This window comes from Streptomyces sp. NPDC040622, assembly GCF_055593965.1.
Window position 1 is genome coordinate 312,856 of the sequence record NZ_JBVIXD010000007.1, and the last position, 18,953, is coordinate 331,808.

General features: G+C 70.3%; 18 protein-coding genes and 1 pseudogene. 2 read left to right on the forward strand and 17 right to left on the reverse strand.

Annotated features, from left to right (window positions below; genetic code table 11):
* The first annotated feature begins 373 nt into the window (after positions 1 to 373).
* Positions 374 to 1,483 carry an LLM class flavin-dependent oxidoreductase gene (locus ACZ592_RS21980; protein ID WP_471583270.1) on the forward strand — a complete coding sequence of 370 codons (1,110 nt, stop codon included), beginning with the start codon at positions 374 to 376 and terminating at the stop codon, positions 1,481 to 1,483.
* A gap of 141 nt (positions 1,484 to 1,624) precedes the next feature.
* Here ACZ592_RS21980 and ACZ592_RS21985 read toward each other — a convergent pair whose 3' ends face one another.
* The 12 genes from ACZ592_RS21985 to ACZ592_RS22040 all read right to left on the reverse strand — a co-directional run bounded on the left by ACZ592_RS21985 (position 1,625) and on the right by ACZ592_RS22040 (position 13,829).
* On the reverse strand, positions 1,625 to 4,435 hold the full coding sequence (locus ACZ592_RS21985) for a DEAD/DEAH box helicase (RefSeq protein ID WP_471583271.1): 2,811 nt from the start codon (positions 4,433 to 4,435) through the stop codon (positions 1,625 to 1,627).
* Positions 4,436 to 4,545: 110 nt separating this feature from the next.
* A complete protein-coding gene (locus ACZ592_RS21990; protein ID WP_471583272.1) occupies positions 4,546 to 5,466 on the reverse strand; it encodes a diacylglycerol kinase in 921 nt (306 codons plus the stop codon).
* Positions 5,467 to 5,506: 40 nt separating this feature from the next.
* Positions 5,507 to 6,400, reverse strand: a complete 894-nt coding sequence (tatC, locus tag ACZ592_RS21995; RefSeq protein ID WP_471583506.1) for a twin-arginine translocase subunit TatC — start codon at positions 6,398 to 6,400, stop codon at positions 5,507 to 5,509.
* Between the two features lie 92 nt (positions 6,401 to 6,492).
* Entirely contained in the window at positions 6,493 to 6,777 is a 285-nt protein-coding gene (tatA, locus tag ACZ592_RS22000) for a Sec-independent protein translocase subunit TatA (protein ID WP_471583273.1), read from the reverse strand.
* A 209-nt stretch (positions 6,778 to 6,986) separates the two neighbouring features.
* On the reverse strand, positions 6,987 to 7,184 hold the full coding sequence (locus ACZ592_RS22005; protein ID WP_471583274.1) for a hypothetical protein: 198 nt from the start codon (positions 7,182 to 7,184) through the stop codon (positions 6,987 to 6,989).
* Between the two features lie 9 nt (positions 7,185 to 7,193).
* The gene (locus ACZ592_RS22010) at positions 7,194 to 7,451 is read right to left on the reverse strand and encodes a hypothetical protein (protein ID WP_471583507.1); all 258 of its coding nucleotides are present in this window, start codon (positions 7,449 to 7,451) and stop codon (positions 7,194 to 7,196) included.
* 11 nt (positions 7,452 to 7,462) lie between these two features.
* Positions 7,463 to 8,440: a helix-turn-helix transcriptional regulator gene (locus ACZ592_RS22015; protein WP_471583275.1), complete on the reverse strand. Its 978-nt coding sequence runs from the start codon at positions 8,438 to 8,440 to the stop codon at positions 7,463 to 7,465.
* An 18-nt stretch (positions 8,441 to 8,458) separates the two neighbouring features.
* Positions 8,459 to 9,433 (reverse strand): helix-turn-helix transcriptional regulator, encoded by a 975-nt coding sequence (locus ACZ592_RS22020; RefSeq protein WP_471583276.1) that lies wholly within the window; start codon positions 9,431 to 9,433, stop codon positions 8,459 to 8,461.
* A 193-nt stretch (positions 9,434 to 9,626) separates the two neighbouring features.
* Entirely contained in the window at positions 9,627 to 10,001 is a 375-nt protein-coding gene (locus ACZ592_RS22025; RefSeq protein ID WP_471583277.1) for an FKBP-type peptidyl-prolyl cis-trans isomerase, read from the reverse strand.
* A 59-nt stretch (positions 10,002 to 10,060) separates the two neighbouring features.
* Entirely contained in the window at positions 10,061 to 11,059 is a 999-nt protein-coding gene (locus tag ACZ592_RS22030) for an FKBP-type peptidyl-prolyl cis-trans isomerase (protein WP_471583278.1), read from the reverse strand.
* A gap of 139 nt (positions 11,060 to 11,198) precedes the next feature.
* Positions 11,199 to 12,560 (reverse strand): Pup--protein ligase, encoded by a 1,362-nt coding sequence (pafA, locus tag ACZ592_RS22035; protein ID WP_150165878.1) that lies wholly within the window; start codon positions 12,558 to 12,560, stop codon positions 11,199 to 11,201.
* Positions 12,561 to 12,569: 9 nt separating this feature from the next.
* On the reverse strand, positions 12,570 to 13,829 hold the full coding sequence (locus ACZ592_RS22040) for an MFS transporter (RefSeq protein ID WP_471583279.1): 1,260 nt from the start codon (positions 13,827 to 13,829) through the stop codon (positions 12,570 to 12,572).
* 69 nt (positions 13,830 to 13,898) lie between these two features.
* On the opposite strand from ACZ592_RS22040, the gene ACZ592_RS22045 reads away from it, so the two are divergent.
* Positions 13,899 to 14,996 carry a LacI family DNA-binding transcriptional regulator gene (locus tag ACZ592_RS22045; RefSeq protein ID WP_471583280.1) on the forward strand — a complete coding sequence of 366 codons (1,098 nt, stop codon included), beginning with the start codon at positions 13,899 to 13,901 and terminating at the stop codon, positions 14,994 to 14,996.
* A gap of 76 nt (positions 14,997 to 15,072) precedes the next feature.
* Here ACZ592_RS22045 and prcA read toward each other — a convergent pair whose 3' ends face one another.
* The 5 genes and pseudogenes from prcA to dop all read right to left on the reverse strand — a co-directional run bounded on the left by prcA (position 15,073) and on the right by dop (position 18,945).
* On the reverse strand, positions 15,073 to 15,864 hold the full coding sequence (prcA, locus tag ACZ592_RS22050) for a proteasome subunit alpha (protein WP_471583281.1): 792 nt from the start codon (positions 15,862 to 15,864) through the stop codon (positions 15,073 to 15,075).
* Positions 15,865 to 15,916: 52 nt separating this feature from the next.
* The gene (gene prcB, locus ACZ592_RS22055; RefSeq protein ID WP_471583282.1) at positions 15,917 to 16,762 is read right to left on the reverse strand and encodes a proteasome subunit beta; all 846 of its coding nucleotides are present in this window, start codon (positions 16,760 to 16,762) and stop codon (positions 15,917 to 15,919) included.
* Positions 16,714 to 17,001, reverse strand: a pseudogene (locus ACZ592_RS22060) (endonuclease VII domain-containing protein); the annotation flags it as partial. The pseudogene ACZ592_RS22060 and the gene prcB, both read right to left, overlap by 49 nt.
* An 89-nt stretch (positions 17,002 to 17,090) precedes the next feature.
* On the reverse strand, positions 17,091 to 17,309 hold the full coding sequence (locus tag ACZ592_RS22065) for a ubiquitin-like protein Pup (protein ID WP_055567240.1): 219 nt from the start codon (positions 17,307 to 17,309) through the stop codon (positions 17,091 to 17,093).
* 124 nt (positions 17,310 to 17,433) lie between these two features.
* Positions 17,434 to 18,945, reverse strand: a complete 1,512-nt coding sequence (gene dop / locus ACZ592_RS22070) for a depupylase/deamidase Dop (protein ID WP_471583283.1) — start codon at positions 18,943 to 18,945, stop codon at positions 17,434 to 17,436.
* Positions 18,946 to 18,953 lie beyond the last annotated feature (8 nt).

Genomic DNA, 18,953 nt, shown 5'->3' on the forward strand with positions numbered 1-18,953 from the left:
ATCTATCGCAACTCGTTTCAACTCAACGCGCTCCGGGCGAGCTTAGTCCGCCGAAATCATCGCCGAGTCATATTCGGCAACCCCCTGCAGCGGCCCCGCCGACAGGCATACACTCTCCCCTTTTGCACACGTGGCGATCGCTCGAACACATGGCGTGACCCCTTCGAACGGCCGTGGGGAGACCGGGAATTGCCCGGCCGGAGCCGTGGTTGACGCCTCGTATGGACGCCTGTTCCACTGAGCCCATGCGACCTCAGCTGCGGCTGGTCACCCGCGACCACATCGACTTCGGTCGAGTGTGGTCCGCCGCGTGTTGCCTCTCACGGCACCGCTGACCACTCCACGCCACCGCAGCAAGAGATGAGGCTCCGCCATGCCCGTCGAGTTCCTCGGCATCGCAGCGACCAACGAAGGCTCCGAAGTCACCGCCCGCTCGGGCGCGTCCTTCGACAAGGACTACACCCTCAGGCTCGCCCGGGCCCACGAGGACCACGGCTGGGACCGGGTCCTGTTCGCCTACGGCTCGGGCTCGCCCGACCCCTCCCCCGCCGCCGCCTACATCGCGGCCCGCACCGACCGGCTGCAGATCTTGGTCGCGCACCGCCCCAACGTCTCCTACCCGACGTTCGCGGCGAAGACCTTCGCGACGCTGGACCGCATCAGCGACGGCCGTCTCGCGGTCCACTTCATCACCGGCGGCAACGACCACGAGCAGCAGCGCGAGGGCGACTTCCTCACCAAGGACGAGCGGTACGCCCGCACCCGCGAGGCCATCCAGATCATCAAGAAGGCCTGGACCTCGCACGAGCCGTTCGACCACGAGGGCACGCACTACCGCTTCAAGGACTTCGTCAGCGACACCTTCCCCGTGCAACAGCCGCATCCGCGCGTCTCGTTCGGAGGTTCCTCGCCCGCCGCGTACGCCGCCGGGGGCGCCGAGGCCGACATCTACTGCCTCTGGGGCGAGCCGCTGGCGCAGACCGCCGAGCAGATCGAGTCGGTGAAGGCGGCGGCGCGGGCCGCGGGCCGCACGGACCTCCCCACCATCCAGGTGGCCTTCCGCCCGATCATCGCGCCGACCGAGGAACTCGCCTGGGAGAAGGCGTACGCGACGCTCGACCGCATCAAGGCCCGCAAGGCCGGCGCCCCGCTCTCCCGCCGCCACCCGCTGCAGAACCCGGAGAACGCCGGCTCGCAGCGCCTCCTCGCGGTCGCCTCGTCCGGGGAGCGGCACGACCGCGCCCTGTGGACGCCGACGGCGGCGGAGACCGGCGGCGCGGGCAACTCGACGGCGCTGGTGGGAACTCCGGAGACCGTCGCGCAGGCCCTCCTGGACTACTACGACCTGGGCGTGGAGATCCTCTCGGCCCGCGGCTACGACCTGCTCGACGACGCGATCGACTTCGGGCGGCACGTCATCCCGATCGTGCGCGAGGAGGTCGCGAAGCGGGACGCGGCGAAGGCGGCGGCGCCCGCCGCCTGACGGACACCGCGCGTTCGACGTCCACAGGATCGAAAAGCGCACCCGCGTTCGTGACCAGGTACCGCGGTCCCCGCACGACGAAGGCCCCGCCGGGACGCACCCGGCGGGGCCTTCGCGGCGGGGGGCGCGGCCCGGTGTGCCTCAGCCCACCGAGCTGTACGCGACGACGCCCCGGAGCAGCTGGTCGACGGCCTTGCGGGCGTTCTTCGCGACCGTGCTGCCCTCGCGCGGGGCCGCCGCGGAGATCTGCCCGAGGACGTCGATGACCTGCTTGCACCAGCGCACGAAGTCACCGGCCGGCATCTCCGCCTCGCGCAGGACCTCGTCCAGACCCTTGTCGTTGGCCCACATGTAGGCGGCCCAGGCGAAGCCGAGGTCCGGCTCGCGCTGGCCGACCCCTTCGGTCTGGCTGATCCCGAACTCTTCCTCCACGGCGTCGAGACGGCCCCAGATCCGCACCATCTCGCCGAGCGCCGTCTTCACCGCGCCGGACGGCACCTTGGGCGCGAGCGCGTCGTCACCGACCCGCGACTCGTACACCAACGCCGAGACGCACGCGGCCAGTTCGGCCGGGCTCAGGCCTTCCCAGACGCGGTCGCGCAGGCACTCGCTGGCCAGCAGGTCCAGCTCCCCGTACAGCCGGGCGAGCCGCTTGCCGTGCTCGGTGGCCTCGTCGCCGCGCAGGTAGTCCAGCTCCGTGAGGAGGGCGACGATCCGGTCGAAGGTGCGGGCGATGGTGTTCGTCCGGCCCTCGATGCGGCGCTCCAGCTGCGCGGTGTCGCGCTTGAGGCGGTGGTACCGCTCGGCCCAGCGCGCGTGGTCCTCGCGCTCGTCGCAGCCGTGGCAGGGGTGCGCGCGCAGCTCCGCGCGCAGCCGTGCGATCTCCTGGTCGTCGGCGGCCGCCGCGCGCCCCTTGCGGTGCCGCTCGGGGACGATGTGCCCGGCCTTGGTGCGCAGCGCGGACGCCAGGTCGCGGCGGGACTGCGGCGAGCGCGCGTTGAAGGACTTGGGGATGCGCATCCGCTCCAGGGCCTCGACGGGCACCGGGAAGTCCATCGAGGCCAGGCGCTTGACCTGCCGCTCGGCGGTGAGGACCAGCGGCCGCGGCCCGTCCACGTGGTCGAACCCGCGATGCCCGTTGGCCCGTCCCGCGGGCAACCCCGGGTCGAGGACGAGGGCGAGGCCCGCGTACTTCCCGGTGGGGACGTGGATGACGTCGCCCGGCTTGAGCTTCTCCAGGGCCGCGGCGGCGGCGACCCGGCGCTGGGCCGCGCCCTGCTTGGCGAGCTCGGTCTCGCGGTCCTTGAGCTCGCGGCGCAGCCGCGCGTACTCCTCGAAGTCGCCCAGGTGGCAGGTCATGGAGGCCTGGTAGCCCTCCAGGCCCTCCTCGTTCTTCTGGACCTGCCGGGAGATCCCGACGACCGACTTGTCGGCCTGGAACTGCGCGAAGGACGTCTCCAGGAGCTCGCGCGAGCGGTGCCGCCCGAACTGCTCGACCAGGTTCACCGCCATGTTGTACGACGGCTTGAAACTGGAGCGCAGCGGATACGTGCGGGTGCCGGCGAGGCCGGCCAGGTGCTCGGGGCTCATGGCGCGCTGCCACAGGACCACCGCGTGGCCCTCGACGTCGATGCCGCGCCGCCCGGCCCGGCCGGTCAGCTGGGTGTACTCGCCCGGGGTGATGTCGGCGTGCTGCTCGCCGTTCCACTTGACGAGCTTCTCAAGGACCACGCTGCGCGCGGGCATGTTGATGCCCAGGGCGAGGGTCTCGGTGGCGAAGACGGCCTTGACCAGGCCTCGCACGAACAGCTCCTCGACGACCTCCTTGAAGGTCGGCAGCATGCCCGCGTGGTGCGCCGCGATGCCGCGCTCCAGGCCCTCCAGCCACTCGTAGTACCCAAGGACGTGCAGGTCCTCGTCCGGGATGGAGGACGTGCGCTCCTCGACGATCTCCCGGACCCTCGTCCGCGCCTCGTCGTCGTTCAGCCGCAGCCCCGCGTACAGGCACTGCTGCACGGCGGCCTCGCAGGCCGCGCGGCTGAAGATGAACGTGATGGCGGGCAGCAGGTCTTCGGAGTCGAGCCGCTCGATGACCTCGGGGCGGCCGGGCGTCCAGATCCGCGAGCGCTGGCGGCGCTCGCGCTCGCGGTCGGCCTCGCGGACCATCTTGCCCTTGCGCCGGTCGCGCGGGTTGTACGAGCGGCTGGCCTCCATCCGCGCCATGCGCGTGAGGTCGGGGTTGACCGCCTTCTTCTGGCCCTCGCCCTCCTCGAAGAGGTCGTACATCCGGCGTCCGGCGAGCACGTGCTGGAAGAGCGGCACGGGCCGGTGCTCGGAGACGATCACCTCGGTGTCGCCGCGCACGGTGTCGAGCCAGTCGCCGAACTCCTCGGCGTTCGACACCGTGGCCGACAGGGAGACCAGCGTGACGGACTCCTGGAGGTGGATGATCACTTCCTCCCAGACGGCACCGCGGAAGCGGTCGGAGAGGTAGTGCACCTCGTCCATGACCACATAGCCGAGGTTCAGCAGCGCCTGGGAGCCCGAGTACAGCATGTTCCGCAGGACTTCGGTGGTCATGACGACCACCGGGGCGTCACTGTTGACGCTGTTGTCGCCGGTGAGCAGGCCGACCTTGTCCGCGCCGTACCGCTTGGCGAGGTCGGCGTACTTCTGGTTGGAGAGCGCCTTGATGGGCGTGGTGTAGAAACATTTCTTGCCCTGCAGCAGAGCGAGGTGGACGGCGAACTCGCCGACGATCGTCTTGCCCGAGCCCGTGGGGGCGGCGACGAGCACGCCCTTGCCCGCCTCCAGCGCCTGGCAGGCCTCGATCTGGAAGGGGTCGAGGCCGAATTCGTACATCTCGCGGAAGGACGCGAGTGCGGTGGCCTGCTCGACAGCGCGCTGACGCGCCGCCGCATACCGCTCGGCCGGTGAGAGGTCCTCTGTCATCGTGCTTTCGAGACTACCGGCCACCACTGACAACGGACGATCATTATCGAAACGGGGTGGAACGCGGCAGCTCACGGGGCGTGCGCGCGGCGCTCACGCCCTCGGCGCGCTCACGGACCCAGCACGCGCACGGCCCCCGGCACGCACTGCGCGGTCAGCGGCAACGCGCCCATCGGCTCCCCGTCCGCGTACCCCGTGATGCCGGGCGCGGCCAGCTCGACGCGGGCGGCGCGGTACACGGTGACCTTCGGGTGGTCGAGGTGCGTGCCCTTGTAGACCCGCGGGAAGACCTTGAGCAGCGTCGTACGGCTGCAGTCCCCCACCACGGTGACGTCGAAGAGGCCGTCGCCCATGTCGGCGCCCGCACAGATCCGCATGCCCCCGCCGTACGAGGTGCCGTTCCCGACGGCGACGAGCGTGGCCTCCACCTCGTGGACGACTCCACCGGCCCCACCGGCTTCGCCGACATCACCGCCGTCCAGGGTGATGCGGTACGGGATCGGCTTGAACGCCGCAAGCTCCGCGACCATCGCCAGGTCGTACTTGAAGCGCCCGGTGGGCCACCGCATCCGGTTGCCCCGGTCGTTCACCCGCGAGTCGAAGCCGGAGGCGAGCACGGTCCCGAACCAGGTCCCGCCGACCCGCCCCAGATCGACGTCGCGCGTGCGCGCCCCCTTGAGCGCCTCGGCCACGGTCTCCCCCGCGGCGGCCGGGTCGCGCACCGGCAGGCCCAGCGCCCGCGCGAAGTCGTTGCCGGTGCCCACCGCGATCACGCCGAGCGGGGTGCCGGTCCCCGCGACGGCCTGCAGGGCGAGGCTCGTCATGCCGTCGCCGCCGACGGCTATCAGCGCGCCGGTGCCGCCCTCGACGGCCGCGCGGGCCCGGCGCAGCGCGTCGGGGGCGTCCTCACCTATCACCGTGCGCACGGAGAAGCCGCGGGCCCGCAACGCGGAAGCGGCCGGCTGCGCCGCGTGGGCGCCCCGGCCGCGGCCCGCGGTGGGATTGACGAAGAGGGTGATCTCGCTGGTCACTGGGGTCCCCCCGAACGAAGTTTGGGGGGACCCTACAAGATCAGGTGACGTCGTCGAAACCGTTCACACGGTGATCGGTCCTTCCGGTGCCCGCCTGCTCGGGCAGCGCCCTGGGCGGCCGCACCGATTCGACCTCGCCGACCCCCTCGGGGGTGAGGTCGATGTCGGACGCCTCGTCGTCGTCGAGCTCGGCGTCGGGGTCGTTGCGGCGGCGGCGCTTGTCGTTGAGCAGCGAGATGCCGACGGCCATGAAGTAGAGGACGACGATCGGTCCCGCGAGGGCGATCATGCCGACCGGGTCCGTGGTCGGCGTCGCGACCGCGCCGAAGATGAAGACACCCATGACGACACCGCGCCACCAGGTCATCATGCGGCGTCCGGTCACCATGCCGGTCATGTTGAGCATCACCAGGAGCAGCGGGAGCTCGAACGAGGCACCGAAGACGAGGACCATCCTGACGGTGAAGTCGAGGATCGTGTCCATCGGCAGAAGGTTCTGGGCCCCGTCCGGCGTGATGCCGAGCAGCACGCGCATGCTGACGGGAAGGATCGAGTACGACAGCCAGGCGCCGCCCAGGAAGAGGGGCACGGCCGCGGCGACGAACCAGTAGGTGTACTTGCGCTCGTGCTTGTGCAGGCCCGGGGCGACGAACGCCCACAGCTGGTACAGCCAGACCGGGCTGGACACGATGATGCCGACCATGAGGCTGACCTTCACCGTGGTGGTGAAGGGCGACAGCAGGTCGTTGAACGTCACCGTCGCGCAGTGGCCGCCGGTCTGCTTCATGCCGGGCTCGCAGCGCGGCACCGGATCAGCCAGGAACTCCATCAGCTCCTGGCTGTAGAAAGCGGCCACGATCGACACGATCGTGATCGCCAGGAGCCCCTTGGCGAGCCGGTTGCGGAGCTCGCGCAGGTGCTCCGCGAGGGGCATCCGCCCCTCGGGGTCCTTCTCCTTCTTGCGGGCAGACTTGAGCAACCCACGTCCTCATCTCGTGCGGCAGGCCGGCCGGCGCCGGCCTTGGATCAGCGCTGCGTCGTACGGTCGGTCGGCTCGGTGACCGGGCGCGAGCTGGTCACGTCGCCGGGGGCGGCCTTGATCGTGCGCTGCTGGACGGCCGGGTCGCTCGGCGGGTCGGCCGGAGCGGCGGAGTCGTCCTTGGAGTCGGACTTCATGGCCTTGGCCTCGCTCTTGAGGATGCGGGCCGACTTGCCGAGGGAGCGCGCCATGTCGGGCAGCTTCTTGGCTCCGAACAGCAGGACAATGACGACGAGGATGAGGATGATCTCGGTGGGGCCGAGCCTACCCATAGCTGTATACCTTCTTCACCGAGGCGACAGGAGTCTGGTTGCTCGGCAGACCGGACATACATCCGATCTCCCGCGCTGGCAGCGATCGTAACCCCCCGGGGTAAACGCTCGGCAATCCCCGCGCATACTCCGAGTACGGCCCCCGCCTCGATCCCGGGCCGTATTCGCAGCGTACCCGTCCACCTCAGGCCGTTGACAGGTCGCGAACGCTAAAGAGCGTCCCTCCCGGCACGGGCCACACCGGCCGCCGCCTTCTCCAGGTCCTCGGCGGCCCGGTTGATCTTCCCTGTGGTCTCGGTCACTTGACGTGCGAGGCGCTGCGCCTCCACGAACACCTTGACCGCCAGTACGCCGAGCACGGCGAGGCCCAAGAAGCCCGCCGCGATCGCGAGCATCGCCCAGAACATGCGCCGAGCCTAGACGGTCGAGTGCAGGCGCAGTGTCCGCACCCCGCCGCCGGTGAGGAGTTCGACGATGCGTTCGCCCGCGGGCTTGCGCACCGCCGCCCCGCACTCGGGGCAGGTGAAGGAGTAGAAGGTGGTGCGGGGGCTCGCGCCGATCGCGAGCCGAAGGGCCCCTGCCGAGAGCTCGAAGCGGGCACGGCAGTCGGGGCAGGCGGCCGTGAAGAAGACGGGGGCCTGCCGCTGCGCGGGCACCCCTGGCAGCCCGGACACGGTCGGTGTGCTCAACGCCCTTGCTCCTGCCTGTCGCCGGCCCTCTCGTACGCCTCGAGGGCCTCGCGTGCCGCCTGCCGCGCGCTGTCGGCGAGCCCGGCCGGGGAGACGATCCGCCCGTCCCCGCCGAGCCGCAGCGCGAGCCGGCGCAGCGAGGCGGGGTCGGGGGTGCGCAGCGTGATCCGCAGACCGCCGTCGGGCAGTTCGTCCGCGCTGTCGTGGGGGTAGTACTCGGCGACCCAGCGGCCGCCCGGGCCGACCTCGACGACCACCTCGGGGTCCTCGGCGGCGGGCTGCACGAGCCCTTCGGAGAGGTCGCGCAGCTCCACCTCGGGCGGCGCGGACGGCTCGTCCAGGATCTTGATCTCGGCGACGCGGTCGAGGCGGAAGGTGCGGCGCGCCTCGGAGCGGCGGCACCACGCCTCCACATAGGTGTGGCCGACGCTCACCAGGCGGATGGGGTCGATCTCGCGCTCGGTGACCTCGTCACGCGCGGGCGAGTAGTAGCGGATCCAGAGCCTGCGCCGCTCGGAGATGGCGCGGTCGACGTCCGCGAAGACGCCGCCCTCGGACTCGAAGGTGACCGACAGGCGGGAGCTGGCGCCCGCCGCCTCGCCGGCCGCGGTCTCCAGTTTCGCGGTGGCGCGCAGGAGCGCGAGGCGGTCGCTCTCGCGCAGGCCCGGCAGGGTCGCCACGGCGCGGGCCGCGACGAGCAGCGCGGTCGCCTCGTCGGCGGCCAGGCGCAGCGGGGCGGCCACGTCGTCGGGGTTGTGCCACCAGATGCGGTCGCCGTCGGTGTCGATGTCCAGGAGGTCGCCGCCGCGGAAACTGGTCCCGCACAGCGGCAGCACGTCGAGGTCGGAGATCAGCTCGTCCGGAGTGATGCCGAAGGCGCGGGCGACGTCCCCGACGTGGGCGCCGGGGCGCTCGCGCAGGTAGGTCACCAGCGACAGCATGCGCCGCGTCTGGTCGATGGCGTTCGAGGCCATTGCTCTGTCCGCTCCCCCTCAGCCCTTGGCCACGGCGCGCAGCCGGTCCACGACGTCGTCCCGCAGCTCGGCGGGCTCGAGGACCACCACGTCGGGCCCGAACTCCACCAGCCAGGCATCGAGCCCGTGGCCGTACGGAATCTCCAACTCGTCCCACCCGTCGCCCAGTTCCCGCACCGCGCCGGCCTTGGCCCGCAGCGGGTAGCCGGCGCCCGTGCGCAGCCGGATCAGGGCGGTGCGGTCGGCGGTCTCCCCCGCCCAGCTCGCGACCGTCTCGCGGACCGTGACGACGTCCGGGACGTCGGCGGTGTACCTGCCCGCGCGGGCGCGCACCTTGCCGGTGATCCGCGAGAGCCTGAAGACGCGCTCGGCGCCCCGGTCCCGGTCCCATCCCGCGAGGTACCAGTGGCCGCGCCAGCACTCCAGCGCCCAGGGCTCCACGTGGCGCTGCTCGGGGCGGGCCGCGGTGGCCTTGCGGTAGTCGAAGACGACGGGGCGGCGGTCGCGGCAGGCGAGCATCAGCGGCTCGAAGGACGCCTCGTGCGCGGGGATCCGCGGCTCCAGGGCGCTGTGTGCCCCGTACGGGTCGGCGTCCTCGGGCAGGCCCGCTGCGCGCAGCTTCTGCAGGGCGCCGCTGGCGGCCCCGGCGAGGCGGGCCTGCTGCCAGACCTTGGCGGCGAGGCCGAGGGCGGCGGCCTCCTCGGCGTCGATGGTGATGGGCGGCAGGCGGTTGCTGTCGCGGCGGGCCAGGTAGCCGACCTCGCCGTCGAGGTTCTCGACGGTCTCGATGACCAGGCCGAGCTCGCGCAGGTCGTCCTTGTCGCGCTCGAACATCCGGTTGAAGGAGTCCTCGGAGCCCGCTCGTCCCCCGGCCCCGAAGGCCTCGACGTACGCCTCGATGGAGTCGCGGAGCTCGCGCTTGCTGAGCGGCCGCCGGGTCCCGAGCAGGCACAGCGCCAGGTTCATCAGCCGCTCGGCCTTGGCAATGGCCATCGACGCCCTTTCTCGGCCATACAACACACAATGCTTCCGACCGATGACCGTACCGCCCCGGGGTGTCGTGGCAAAAGCCAAGGGCATAAGGGGCATCTCGAAGGGTCACACCTCGGAGGGCATGCGGAGCGACGGAAGGGCCCATGCCGAACAGGCATGGGCCCTCACCGATCGGATCAGGTCAGAGACGGTCTCAGACGGAGACCAGGTCGCAGACGAAGATCAGCGTCTCGCCGGGCGCGATGCGGCCGCCACCGGCGCCGCGGTCGCCGTAGGCGAGGTGGGCCGGGATGGTCAGCTCGCGCCGGCCACCGACCTTCATGCCCTGCACGCCCTGGTCCCAGCCGGAGATGACCTGGCCGGCACCGAGCTGGAACTCCAGCGGGTTCCCGCGGTTCCAGCTGGCGTCGAACTCCTCGCCCGTGCTGAAGGCGACGCCCACGTAGTGGACCTTGACGAAGTCGCCCGCCTTGGCGACCGCGCCGTCACCCTCCCAGATCTCCTTGATCTGGAGATCGGCCGGGGGCTCGCCGACCGGGAAGTCGACCTCGGGCTTGTCAATGCTCACGAAAATGCTCCTGCTTTGATACGAAAGGTCAGCGCGGACAGTCTTACATCCCCGAAGGGTCACATCTTCGCGAGGATGTCCACGGAGAAGACGAGCGTGGAGTCCTTCTTGATCGTGCTGCCCTGCGGCGGCTGGTCGCCGTACCCCAGCTCCGGCGGGATGACGATGAGGACGCGGCTGCCGACCTTCTTGCCGGTCAGACCCTGCGCCCAGCCCTTGACGACCTGCGCGAGCTGGAACGAGGCGAGCTGCTTGCGCTTGTACGAGGAGTCGAACTCCTTGCCGTCCGCCCAGAGCACCCCCTCGTACTGGCACAGGAGGCTGTCGGTCTCCTTGACCTCGTCGCCGTCACCCTCCAGGACGTACGAGGCGACGAGCTTCTTGGGGGCGTCGGTCTTCGGGACGTCGATGGAGGGCGCCTTGCCGTCCGTGTTCGTGCCGACCTTGGGCAGGTCCTTGTTGGACTGCGCGACCTCCTTGCCCTTCGCCGAGCTCTTGGCGGTGAAGGTGCCCACGAGGTCGACGACGAACACGAGGGTGTCCGAGCCCTTGATCCCCGCCTGCTTGTTGCCCTCCTTGCCGTACCCCATCTTCGGGGGGATGGCGAGCTCCACGCGGCTGTCCAGCTTCTTGCCGACCAGGGCCTGGTCCCAGCCGGGGATGACCTGGCCGACGCCGATCGGGAAGACCGTGGGGTTGCCGCGGTCGTAGGAGTTGTCGAAGACCTTGGCCGTCGCCCAGATCTGGCCGAGGTAGTTGGCCTGCAGGTAGTCGCCCTTGACGACCTCCTTGCCCTTGCCCTCGATCAGCGTCTTGACCGCGAGGTCGGAGGACGGCTTGCCGGAGCCCTTGGCGACGGTCGGCTTCTCACCGAACTTGTCGCCCTTGGTGATCTCGGGCAGCGGGCCGTCCACGATCTTCGCCGTCGGCGGGGCCGACGAGGAGTTGGGGCTGTCGCTGGGCTTGGACTTGGCCTTGTCTGCCTTCTTGTCGTCACCACAGCCTGCCAGCGTGAGCAGGCCGGCCGGAACGGCAAGGAGAAGTGAGCGTCGGCGCACGGTGGGGGCCTCGTATCGGTCGATCTTGTGGGTTGGCGTGCGCGCAACTCTACGGCGTGAGAAGGGCGCCGTACGAGGAACGTACGGCGCCCGCGTTGCGTTCCCACAACGCCACTCACATCACAGGGCTCCCACCGGCTCACATCCCGGCGATGAGCTTCTCCACGCGGTCGTCCACGGACCGGAAGGGGTCCTTGCACAACACCGTGCGCTGTGCCTGGTCGTTGAGCTTGAGGTGCACCCAGTCGACCGTGAAGTCGCGGCGCTGCTCCTGGGCGCGTCGGATGAAGTCGCCCCGCAAGCGCGCGCGGGTGGTCTGCGGCGGCACCGACTTGCCCTCGAAGATCTTCAAGTCGTTGCAGATACGGGCGGCTTGCCCCTTCTTCTCCAGGAGGTAGTACAGCCCTCGACGACGGTGGATGTCGTGGTAAGCGAGGTCTATCTGCGCGACACGCGGGTGGGACATGGTCATGTTGTTCTTCGCGCGGTACCGCTCGATGAGCTTGTACTTCATGACCCAGTCGATCTCGGTGCCGATGCGGTCGAGGTCCTCGGCCTCGATCGCGTCCAGCGTGCGGCCCCACAGCTCCAGGACCTGCTCGACGGTGCCGGTGCGGATGCCCCGGCGGTCGACGAAGTCCACGGCCTTCTCGTAGTACTCGCGCTGCACTTCGAGGGCGGAGGCCTCACGGCCGCTGGCCAGGCGCACCTTGCGGCGGCCCGTGATGTCGTGGCTGACCTCGCGGATGGCCCGGATCGGGTTCTCCAGGGTGAGGTCCCGCATGACGGTGCCCGCTTCGATCATGCGCAGCACGAGGTCGGTGGCGCCGACCTTGAGGAGCATGGTCGTCTCGGACATGTTCGAGTCCCCGACGATGACGTGGAGCCTGCGGTAGCGCTCGGCGTCCGCGTGCGGTTCGTCGCGGGTGTTGATGATCGGTCGGGAACGAGTGGTCGCGGACGACACGCCCTCCCAGATGTGCTCGGCACGCTGGCTCACGCAGTACACGGCGCCGCGCGGAGTCTGCAGCACCTTGCCCGCGCCGCACAGCAGCTGCCGGGTCACCAGGAACGGGATGAGGATGTCCGCGAGCCGGGAGAACTCCCCGTGCCGGGCCACCAGATAGTTCTCGTGGCAGCCGTAGGAGTTTCCCGCCGAATCGGTGTTGTTCTTGAAGAGATAGACGTCGCCCGCGATTCCCTCCTCGTGCAGGCGGCGTTCGGCGTCGACGAGCAGGCCTTCCAGAATGCGCTCGCCTGCTTTGTCGTGGGTGACCAGCTCGGTCACGTTGTCACATTCGGGTGTTGCGTATTCCGGATGTGAGCCCACGTCGAGATACAGACGGGCGCCGTTCCGCAGAAAGACGTTGCTGCTGCGGCCCCATGACACAACACGGCGGAAGAGGTAGCGCGCCACCTCGTCAGGAGACAGGCGGCGCTGTCCCCTGAACGTGCATGTGACGCCGTACTCGTTCTCCAGCCCGAAAATGCGGCGGTCCATGACTGAACATTACGCCTGATGCCCTGCACTGAAACCGGGTTCGACGGCACCGTTTCGATCATTTTCCGATGAACCCGCAACAACCCCGGTTTCCTCGGCCGCTACCAGTACCCGGCCTGTGGCCAGCAAAACTAGGAGGGCGCCCGCACCGGCGAGTCCGGGGACGGCGAAGCCCCACACGGTCCCGCCCCACTCGACGACGGGCCCCGCGGCGGCCGTGCCCAGCGAGGCGCCGACCGTGAACGTGGTCACGAGCCAGGAGAACGCCTCGGTGACCGTCCCGCGCGGGGCGTGCCGGTCGACGATGATGAACGCGCACGCGAGCGCCGGGGCGAGGAAGACGCCCGCCAGGGCCGCGAGGGCCGTCATGGCGACCGCGCCGGGGGTCAGCATCAACGGGGCGTAGCACAGGGCGAGCAGAGCCACGAGCACGGTCAGCCGCCGCTCCGGCGCGCCGCTCCAGGGCCGCGCCCCGTACACGGAACCGCCGACGAGGGCGCCGAGTCCGAGCGCCGCCATCATCCAGCCGTAGACCGCGTCGCCGCCGTGCTCGTCGGCGTAGGACACGCCGGCGACGGTGATGGAGCCGAGCGCCACGCCGACGAAGAGGAACGCGCCGAGGAGCGCGAGGAGCCCCGGCGAGCGCAGGGCCCCGAGCCAGTGCGCCTCCCGGGGCGCCGAGCGCCAGGCGCGCGAGGGCTGGGACATCACTACGGAGAGCGCCCCCAGCACCCCGACGGCGTTCACGACGAGCAGGGCGGCCTGCTCCGACCAGAGGGCGACGCAGCCCGTGACGAGCAACGGCCCGACGGTGAACATCACTTCCTGGGCGATGGCGTCCATGGCGTACGCCGTATGGACCTGCTCCTCCTTGCCGAGGACGCTCGGCCACAGGGCGCGCAGGCCGCCCTCCAGGGGCGGTGTGAGGAGTCCTGCGGCGCCGATCGCGACGTAGGCGAGGGCGAGCGAGTCCGGTCCCGTGAAGGCGAAGACGGCCATGCCGAGGGCGGAGAAGAGGGCTGCGGGCAGCTGTACGCGCGGCTGGCCGTGCAGGTCGACGAGGCGCCCCAGGAGCGGCTGGCCGATCGCGTTGGCGACGCCGTACACCGCGGCGAACGCGCCGGCCAGGCTGTACGTGCCGCCCTCGGCGCGGACGAACAGCACGACGGCGATGGCGGCGGTCGCGTTCGGCAGCCTGCCCACCAGCGTCCCGGCCAGCAGCCGCATCGCGTATCTCGTCCGGAGGATCTCCGCGTATCCGGCTGCCATGGCGTCCCGCCCCTTCCCCCGGCGCCGTCGCCCGGGGTTTTACGTATAACTTCGAGCGTCATACGTACCATGAGCGCTGTCCACTGTCCACCGTCCCCGGGGCTCACCACCGCGCCCCCCGCGGACACGATCCAGGAGGTGTCCGTGGCCGGCCCGCTGCAGGAAGCCGGGGGCGCCCGCCCCACGAGCCGCGACGTCGCCCGCGCGGCCGGGGTCTCCCAGGCCACCGTCTCCCTGGTCCTCGGCGACAAGTGGCGCGGCCGGGTCGCCGAGCCCACCGCCGAACGAGTGCGCTCCGCCGCCCGCGAGCTCGGCTACCGACCCAACCTCGCGGCCCGCAACCTGCGCCTCGGCAGGACCAGGACGGCGCTCCTCGTCGTCCCCGAGCTCACCAACGAGTTCTTCGCACACGTCTACACCGGCGTCGCCCGCATCGCCGCCCGGCACGGCTTCGGCGTCGTGCTCTACCCCTCCCCCGACGGCATCGGACCCGCCCGCGACCCCTTCGCCTCCGCCCGGGCCTCCCTGGACGGCGTCCTCGCCTCCTCCATGGCCTCGGACGCACTGGCCTCCATCCGCGGCGACGACCTGCCCCTGGTAATGCTCGACAGCGACCCGGCGGGCAGCCTGGGCGCCGCCACCGTCAACCTCGACCTCGCCGACGGCATGCGCCAGGTGACGGAGCATCTGCTGGCCCTCGGCCACCGCGACTTCCTGCACCTGGCGGCGGACGTCGACTCCTGGACCTTCGACGTGCGCGCCGAGGCCCTCGGCCGGGCCCTGCGCGGCACGGACACCGCCGTGCGCCGGGTGGCCGCACCCCTGAACGTCGAGGGCGCCCGCGTCGTCGCCGAGGCCGCCCTGTCGGCCCCGGGCCCCCGGCCCACCGCGGTCGTCTGCGACGACGACTTCCTCTCCGCCGGAGTGTGCAAGGCGGCGCGGCGCCTCGGCCTGCGCGTCCCCGAGGACGTGTCGGTGACCGGATTCGACGACCTGACCCTGGCCACCGCCGTCGAGCCGGAGCTGACGACGGTCCGGCTGCCCGCCGAGCGGTTCGGGGAGCGCGGCATGGAATCCCTGGTCGCCGTCCTGGAGGGCCGCGCCCCGGACGCCGCCCCGCTCCCCGTCCACCTGGTGGTACGCGGCTCCACGGGCCCGGCCCGCTGACCCCCGACACGCGGGAGCGCCCCGGCCCCGGCCCGAGGGCCGGAACACGGGGCGCTCCCGTACTGAGTGGGCTGCGCTACTCGACGTCGCCGCCGGAGGTGGGCGTGGCCCCGCCGTCCGTGTCCGTGGCGGCGTCCGCCTCCGTGTCCGAGGCCGCGTCCGTCGCGCCGCCCTCGTCGAGCAGCCGCGAGAGCTGGCGCCCCACGATCCGCTTGAACTTGCGCTGCTGCGGCCGCGTCCGGTCGAGGACGGCCACTTCGAGGCGCTCCGCGGGGATCTCCCGCTCGCTGCCGTTCGTGTCGCGGGAGAGCGACTGGACCGCGAGCTTGAGAGCCTCGGCCAGCGTCATGCCGTCCTGGTGGCGCTGATCGAGATAGGTGCTGATCTGTTCGGCGTTGCCACCGACCGCGACCGAACCGTGTTCGTCCACGATCGATCCGTCGTGCGGCAGCCGGTAGATCTGATCGCCGTCCGGCGTGGTGCCGACCTCGGCGACGACCAGTTCGACCTCGTACGGCTTCTCGGCATTGCTGGAGAAGATCGTGCCGAGGGTCTGGGCGTAGACGTTGGCGAGCCCACGGGCCGTCACGTCGTCGCGGTCGTAGGTGTATCCGCGAAGGTCGGCGTAGCGAACGCCGCCGATGCGCAGATTCTCGTACTCGTTGTATTTGCCGGCGGCGGCAAAGCCGATCCGGTCATAGATCTCGCTGAACTTGTGCAGCGCACGGGACGGGTTCTCGCCGACGAACACGATGCCGTCGGCATACTGCATCACGACAAGGCTGCGGCCGCGGGCGATGCCCTTCCGGGCGTATTCCGCCCGGTCGGCCATGGCCTGCTGAGGGGAGACATAGAACGGCGTCGACACCGGATCCGTCCCTTTCTGTCAAAAACTTCAGTCAGTGGCGAATTCGGGGCGCTCAGAGCAGCGCGGCCCGCGGGCCGTCCGGCTGCTCCAGACGCTTCTCCAGGATCGCGCGCGCGATGGCGGAGGACTCGTCCTCCGTCAGCCTGCGGAATCCCTCGTCGGAGATCACGGTGACGATGGGGTAGATCCGACGGGCCACGTCCGGGCCGCCGGTCGCCGAGTCGTCGTCGGCGGCGTCGTACAGCGCCTGGATGACCAGCGTCGTCGCCTGCTCCTCCGTCAGACCGGAGTGGTAGAGCTTCTTCATCGCACCGCGCGCGAAGACCGAACCCGAACCGGTCGCCGCGTAGCCGTGCTCCTCCGAGCGACCGCCCGTGACGTCGTACGAGAAGATGCGCCCCTTCTCGCGGTCCACGTCGTACCCCGCGAAGAGCGGCACCACGGCGAGGCCCTGCATGGCCATGCCGAGGTTGCCCCGGATCATTGTGGACAGGCGGTTCGCCTTGCCCTCCAGGGAGAGCGTGGCGCCCTCCACCTTCTCGAAGTGCTCCAGCTCCAGCTGGAAGAGCTTGACCATCTCCACGGCCAGGCCGGCGGTGCCCGCGATGCCCACGGCCGAGTACTCGTCGGCCGGGAAGACCTTCTCGATGTCGCGCTGTGCGATCACGTTGCCCATCGTCGCCCGCCGGTCACCGGCGAGGACGACACCGCCCGGGAACGTCACGGCCACGATGGTCGTGCCGTGCGGCGCCTCGATCACACCCTGCGTGGGCGGCAGTTGGCGATTGCCGGGCAGGATCTCGGGCTGATGCTCGGACAGGAAGTCCATGAAGGACGACGAACCGGGCGTCAGGAAGGCAGCCGGTAGACGCCCGGTGCTACGAGTGTTGGCTTCCACGCGTTTCCTTCCACGTATGCGGCCGCTCGCCTGGTGGAGTCCGGCCGATCCTCGAATTGCCCCAGCGCCGCGTTACAGCTGAAGCACAGTACGCCTCGGACCTTACCCGTGTCGTGACAATGATCAACATGCACGGCTGGGGCGTCCAAGCAGATACAGCGGGCGCCCACTTGAGATGTGAGCAGTCCCTCGCGTTCGACCTCGGTCATGCCGTACTGCCGCTTCGGCTGGCCCGCCCGCAGAACTCATGCCCTGCGGGCGCCGCGCACGGAGCCGCTACTGGCGAGCTCCCGCCCACCGGAGAGTCACCTTCGATGTGAGGGTGAAGTCACTCTCCACCCTTCTGAACGAAGGAGCGCACAAAGTCCTCTGCGTTCTCCTCAAGTACGTCGTCGATCTCGTCCAGGACGGAGTCGACGTCGTCGCTCAGCTTCTCCTGGCGTTCCTTGAGGTCCTCGGAGCCCTGCGCGTCCTGCGTCTGCTCCTCGGTCTCCTCGGTGGGACGCGTCGCCTTCTGCTGCCCGCCGCCGGTGTCCTTGGTCGCCATCTACCTCACCCCGCTCGCTCGGTTAGACGTTCTTGATCAGACCCTACGCTTCGGGTCCGACATCGGCCCCGCAGTTCGTTCAACGTGCGGGACCCACCTCTGTGATTCCCCCGGCGATGACCTTTCAGCCGCCGGAGAGCACCCGAACCAGATCCTCTGCCGTGCGGCAGCGGTCCAGAAGTTCCTTGACGTGGTTCCTCGTGCCGCGCAGGGGCTCCAGCGTGGGGACCCGTTGCAGAGAGTCACGGCCCGGGAGATCGAAGATGACAGAGTCCCAGGACGCCGCCGCCACGTCGTCCGCGTACTGCTCGAGGCAGCGGCCGCGGAAGTACGCGCGGGTGTCCTCGGGCGGCTTGGCGGTGGCGCGCTCGACGTCCGCCTCGTCGAGGAGCCGCTTCATCTTGCCCCGGGCCACCAGACGGTTGTACAGGCCCTTCTCGGCCCGTACGTCCGCGTACTGGAGGTCCACCAGGTGGAGCCGCGCCGCGTCCCAGTCGAGGCTGTCACGGCGGCGGTAGCCCTCCATGAGCTCCCGCTTGGCGACCCAGTCGAGCTCTCCGGAGAGGCTCATCGGATCGCTCTCCAGGCGGCCGAGGACATCCTCCCAGCGGGCCAGGACGTCCTTGGTCTGGGCGTCCGCGTCCGCGCCGTACCGCTCCTCGACATACTTGCGGGCCAGCTCGAAGTACTCCATCTGGAGCTGTACCGCCGTCAGCGAGCGGCCACTGCGGAGCGTGACGAGGTGCTTGAGCGACGGGTCGTGCGAGACCTGGTGCAGCGTGCGCACCGGCTGGTCCACCGCGAGGTCCACCGCGATGAAGCCGTCCTCGATCATCGCGAGGACGAGCGAGGTGGTGCCGAGCTTCAGGTACGTCGAGATCTCCGACAGGTTGGCGTCGCCGATGATGACGTGCAGCCTGCGGTACTTCTCGGCGTCGGAGTGCGGCTCGTCGCGCGTGTTGATGATGGGCCGCTTCAGCGTGGTCTCCAGGCCGACCTCGACCTCGAAGTAGTCCGCCCGCTGGCTGAGCTGGAAGCCGTGCTCGTGGCCGTCCTGGCCGATGCCGACGCGCCCCGCCCCGGTGACGACCTGACGGGAGACGAAGAACGGCGTCAGGTGGCGCACGATGTCCGAGAAGGGGGTCTCCCGCTTCATCAGGTAGTTCTCGTGCGTGCCGTACGAGGCGCCCTTGTTGTCGGTGTTGTTCTTGTAGAGGTGGATCGGCTGGGCGCCGGGGAGCTGGGCGGCGCGCTCGGCCGCTTCGGCCATGATGCGTTCGCCGGCCTTGTCCCACAGGACGGCGTCCATCGGGTTGGTGATCTCCGGCGAGCTGTACTCGGGGTGTGCGTGGTCGACGTACAGCCGTGCGCCGTTGGTCAGGATGACGTTGGCGAGGCCGATGTCCTCGTCGGTCAGCTGGCTGGAATCGGCGACCTCCCGGGCGAGGTCGAAACCCCGCGCGTCCCGCAGCGGGTTCTCCTCCTCGAAGTCCCAGCGGGCGCGTCGCGCCCGGTGCATCGCCGCGGCATAGGCGTTGACGATCTGGGACGAGGTGAGCATGGCATTGGCGTTCGGGTGGCCGGGGACGGAGATGCCGTACTCCGTCTCGATGCCCATTACTCGCCGTACGGTCATGCGGCCCT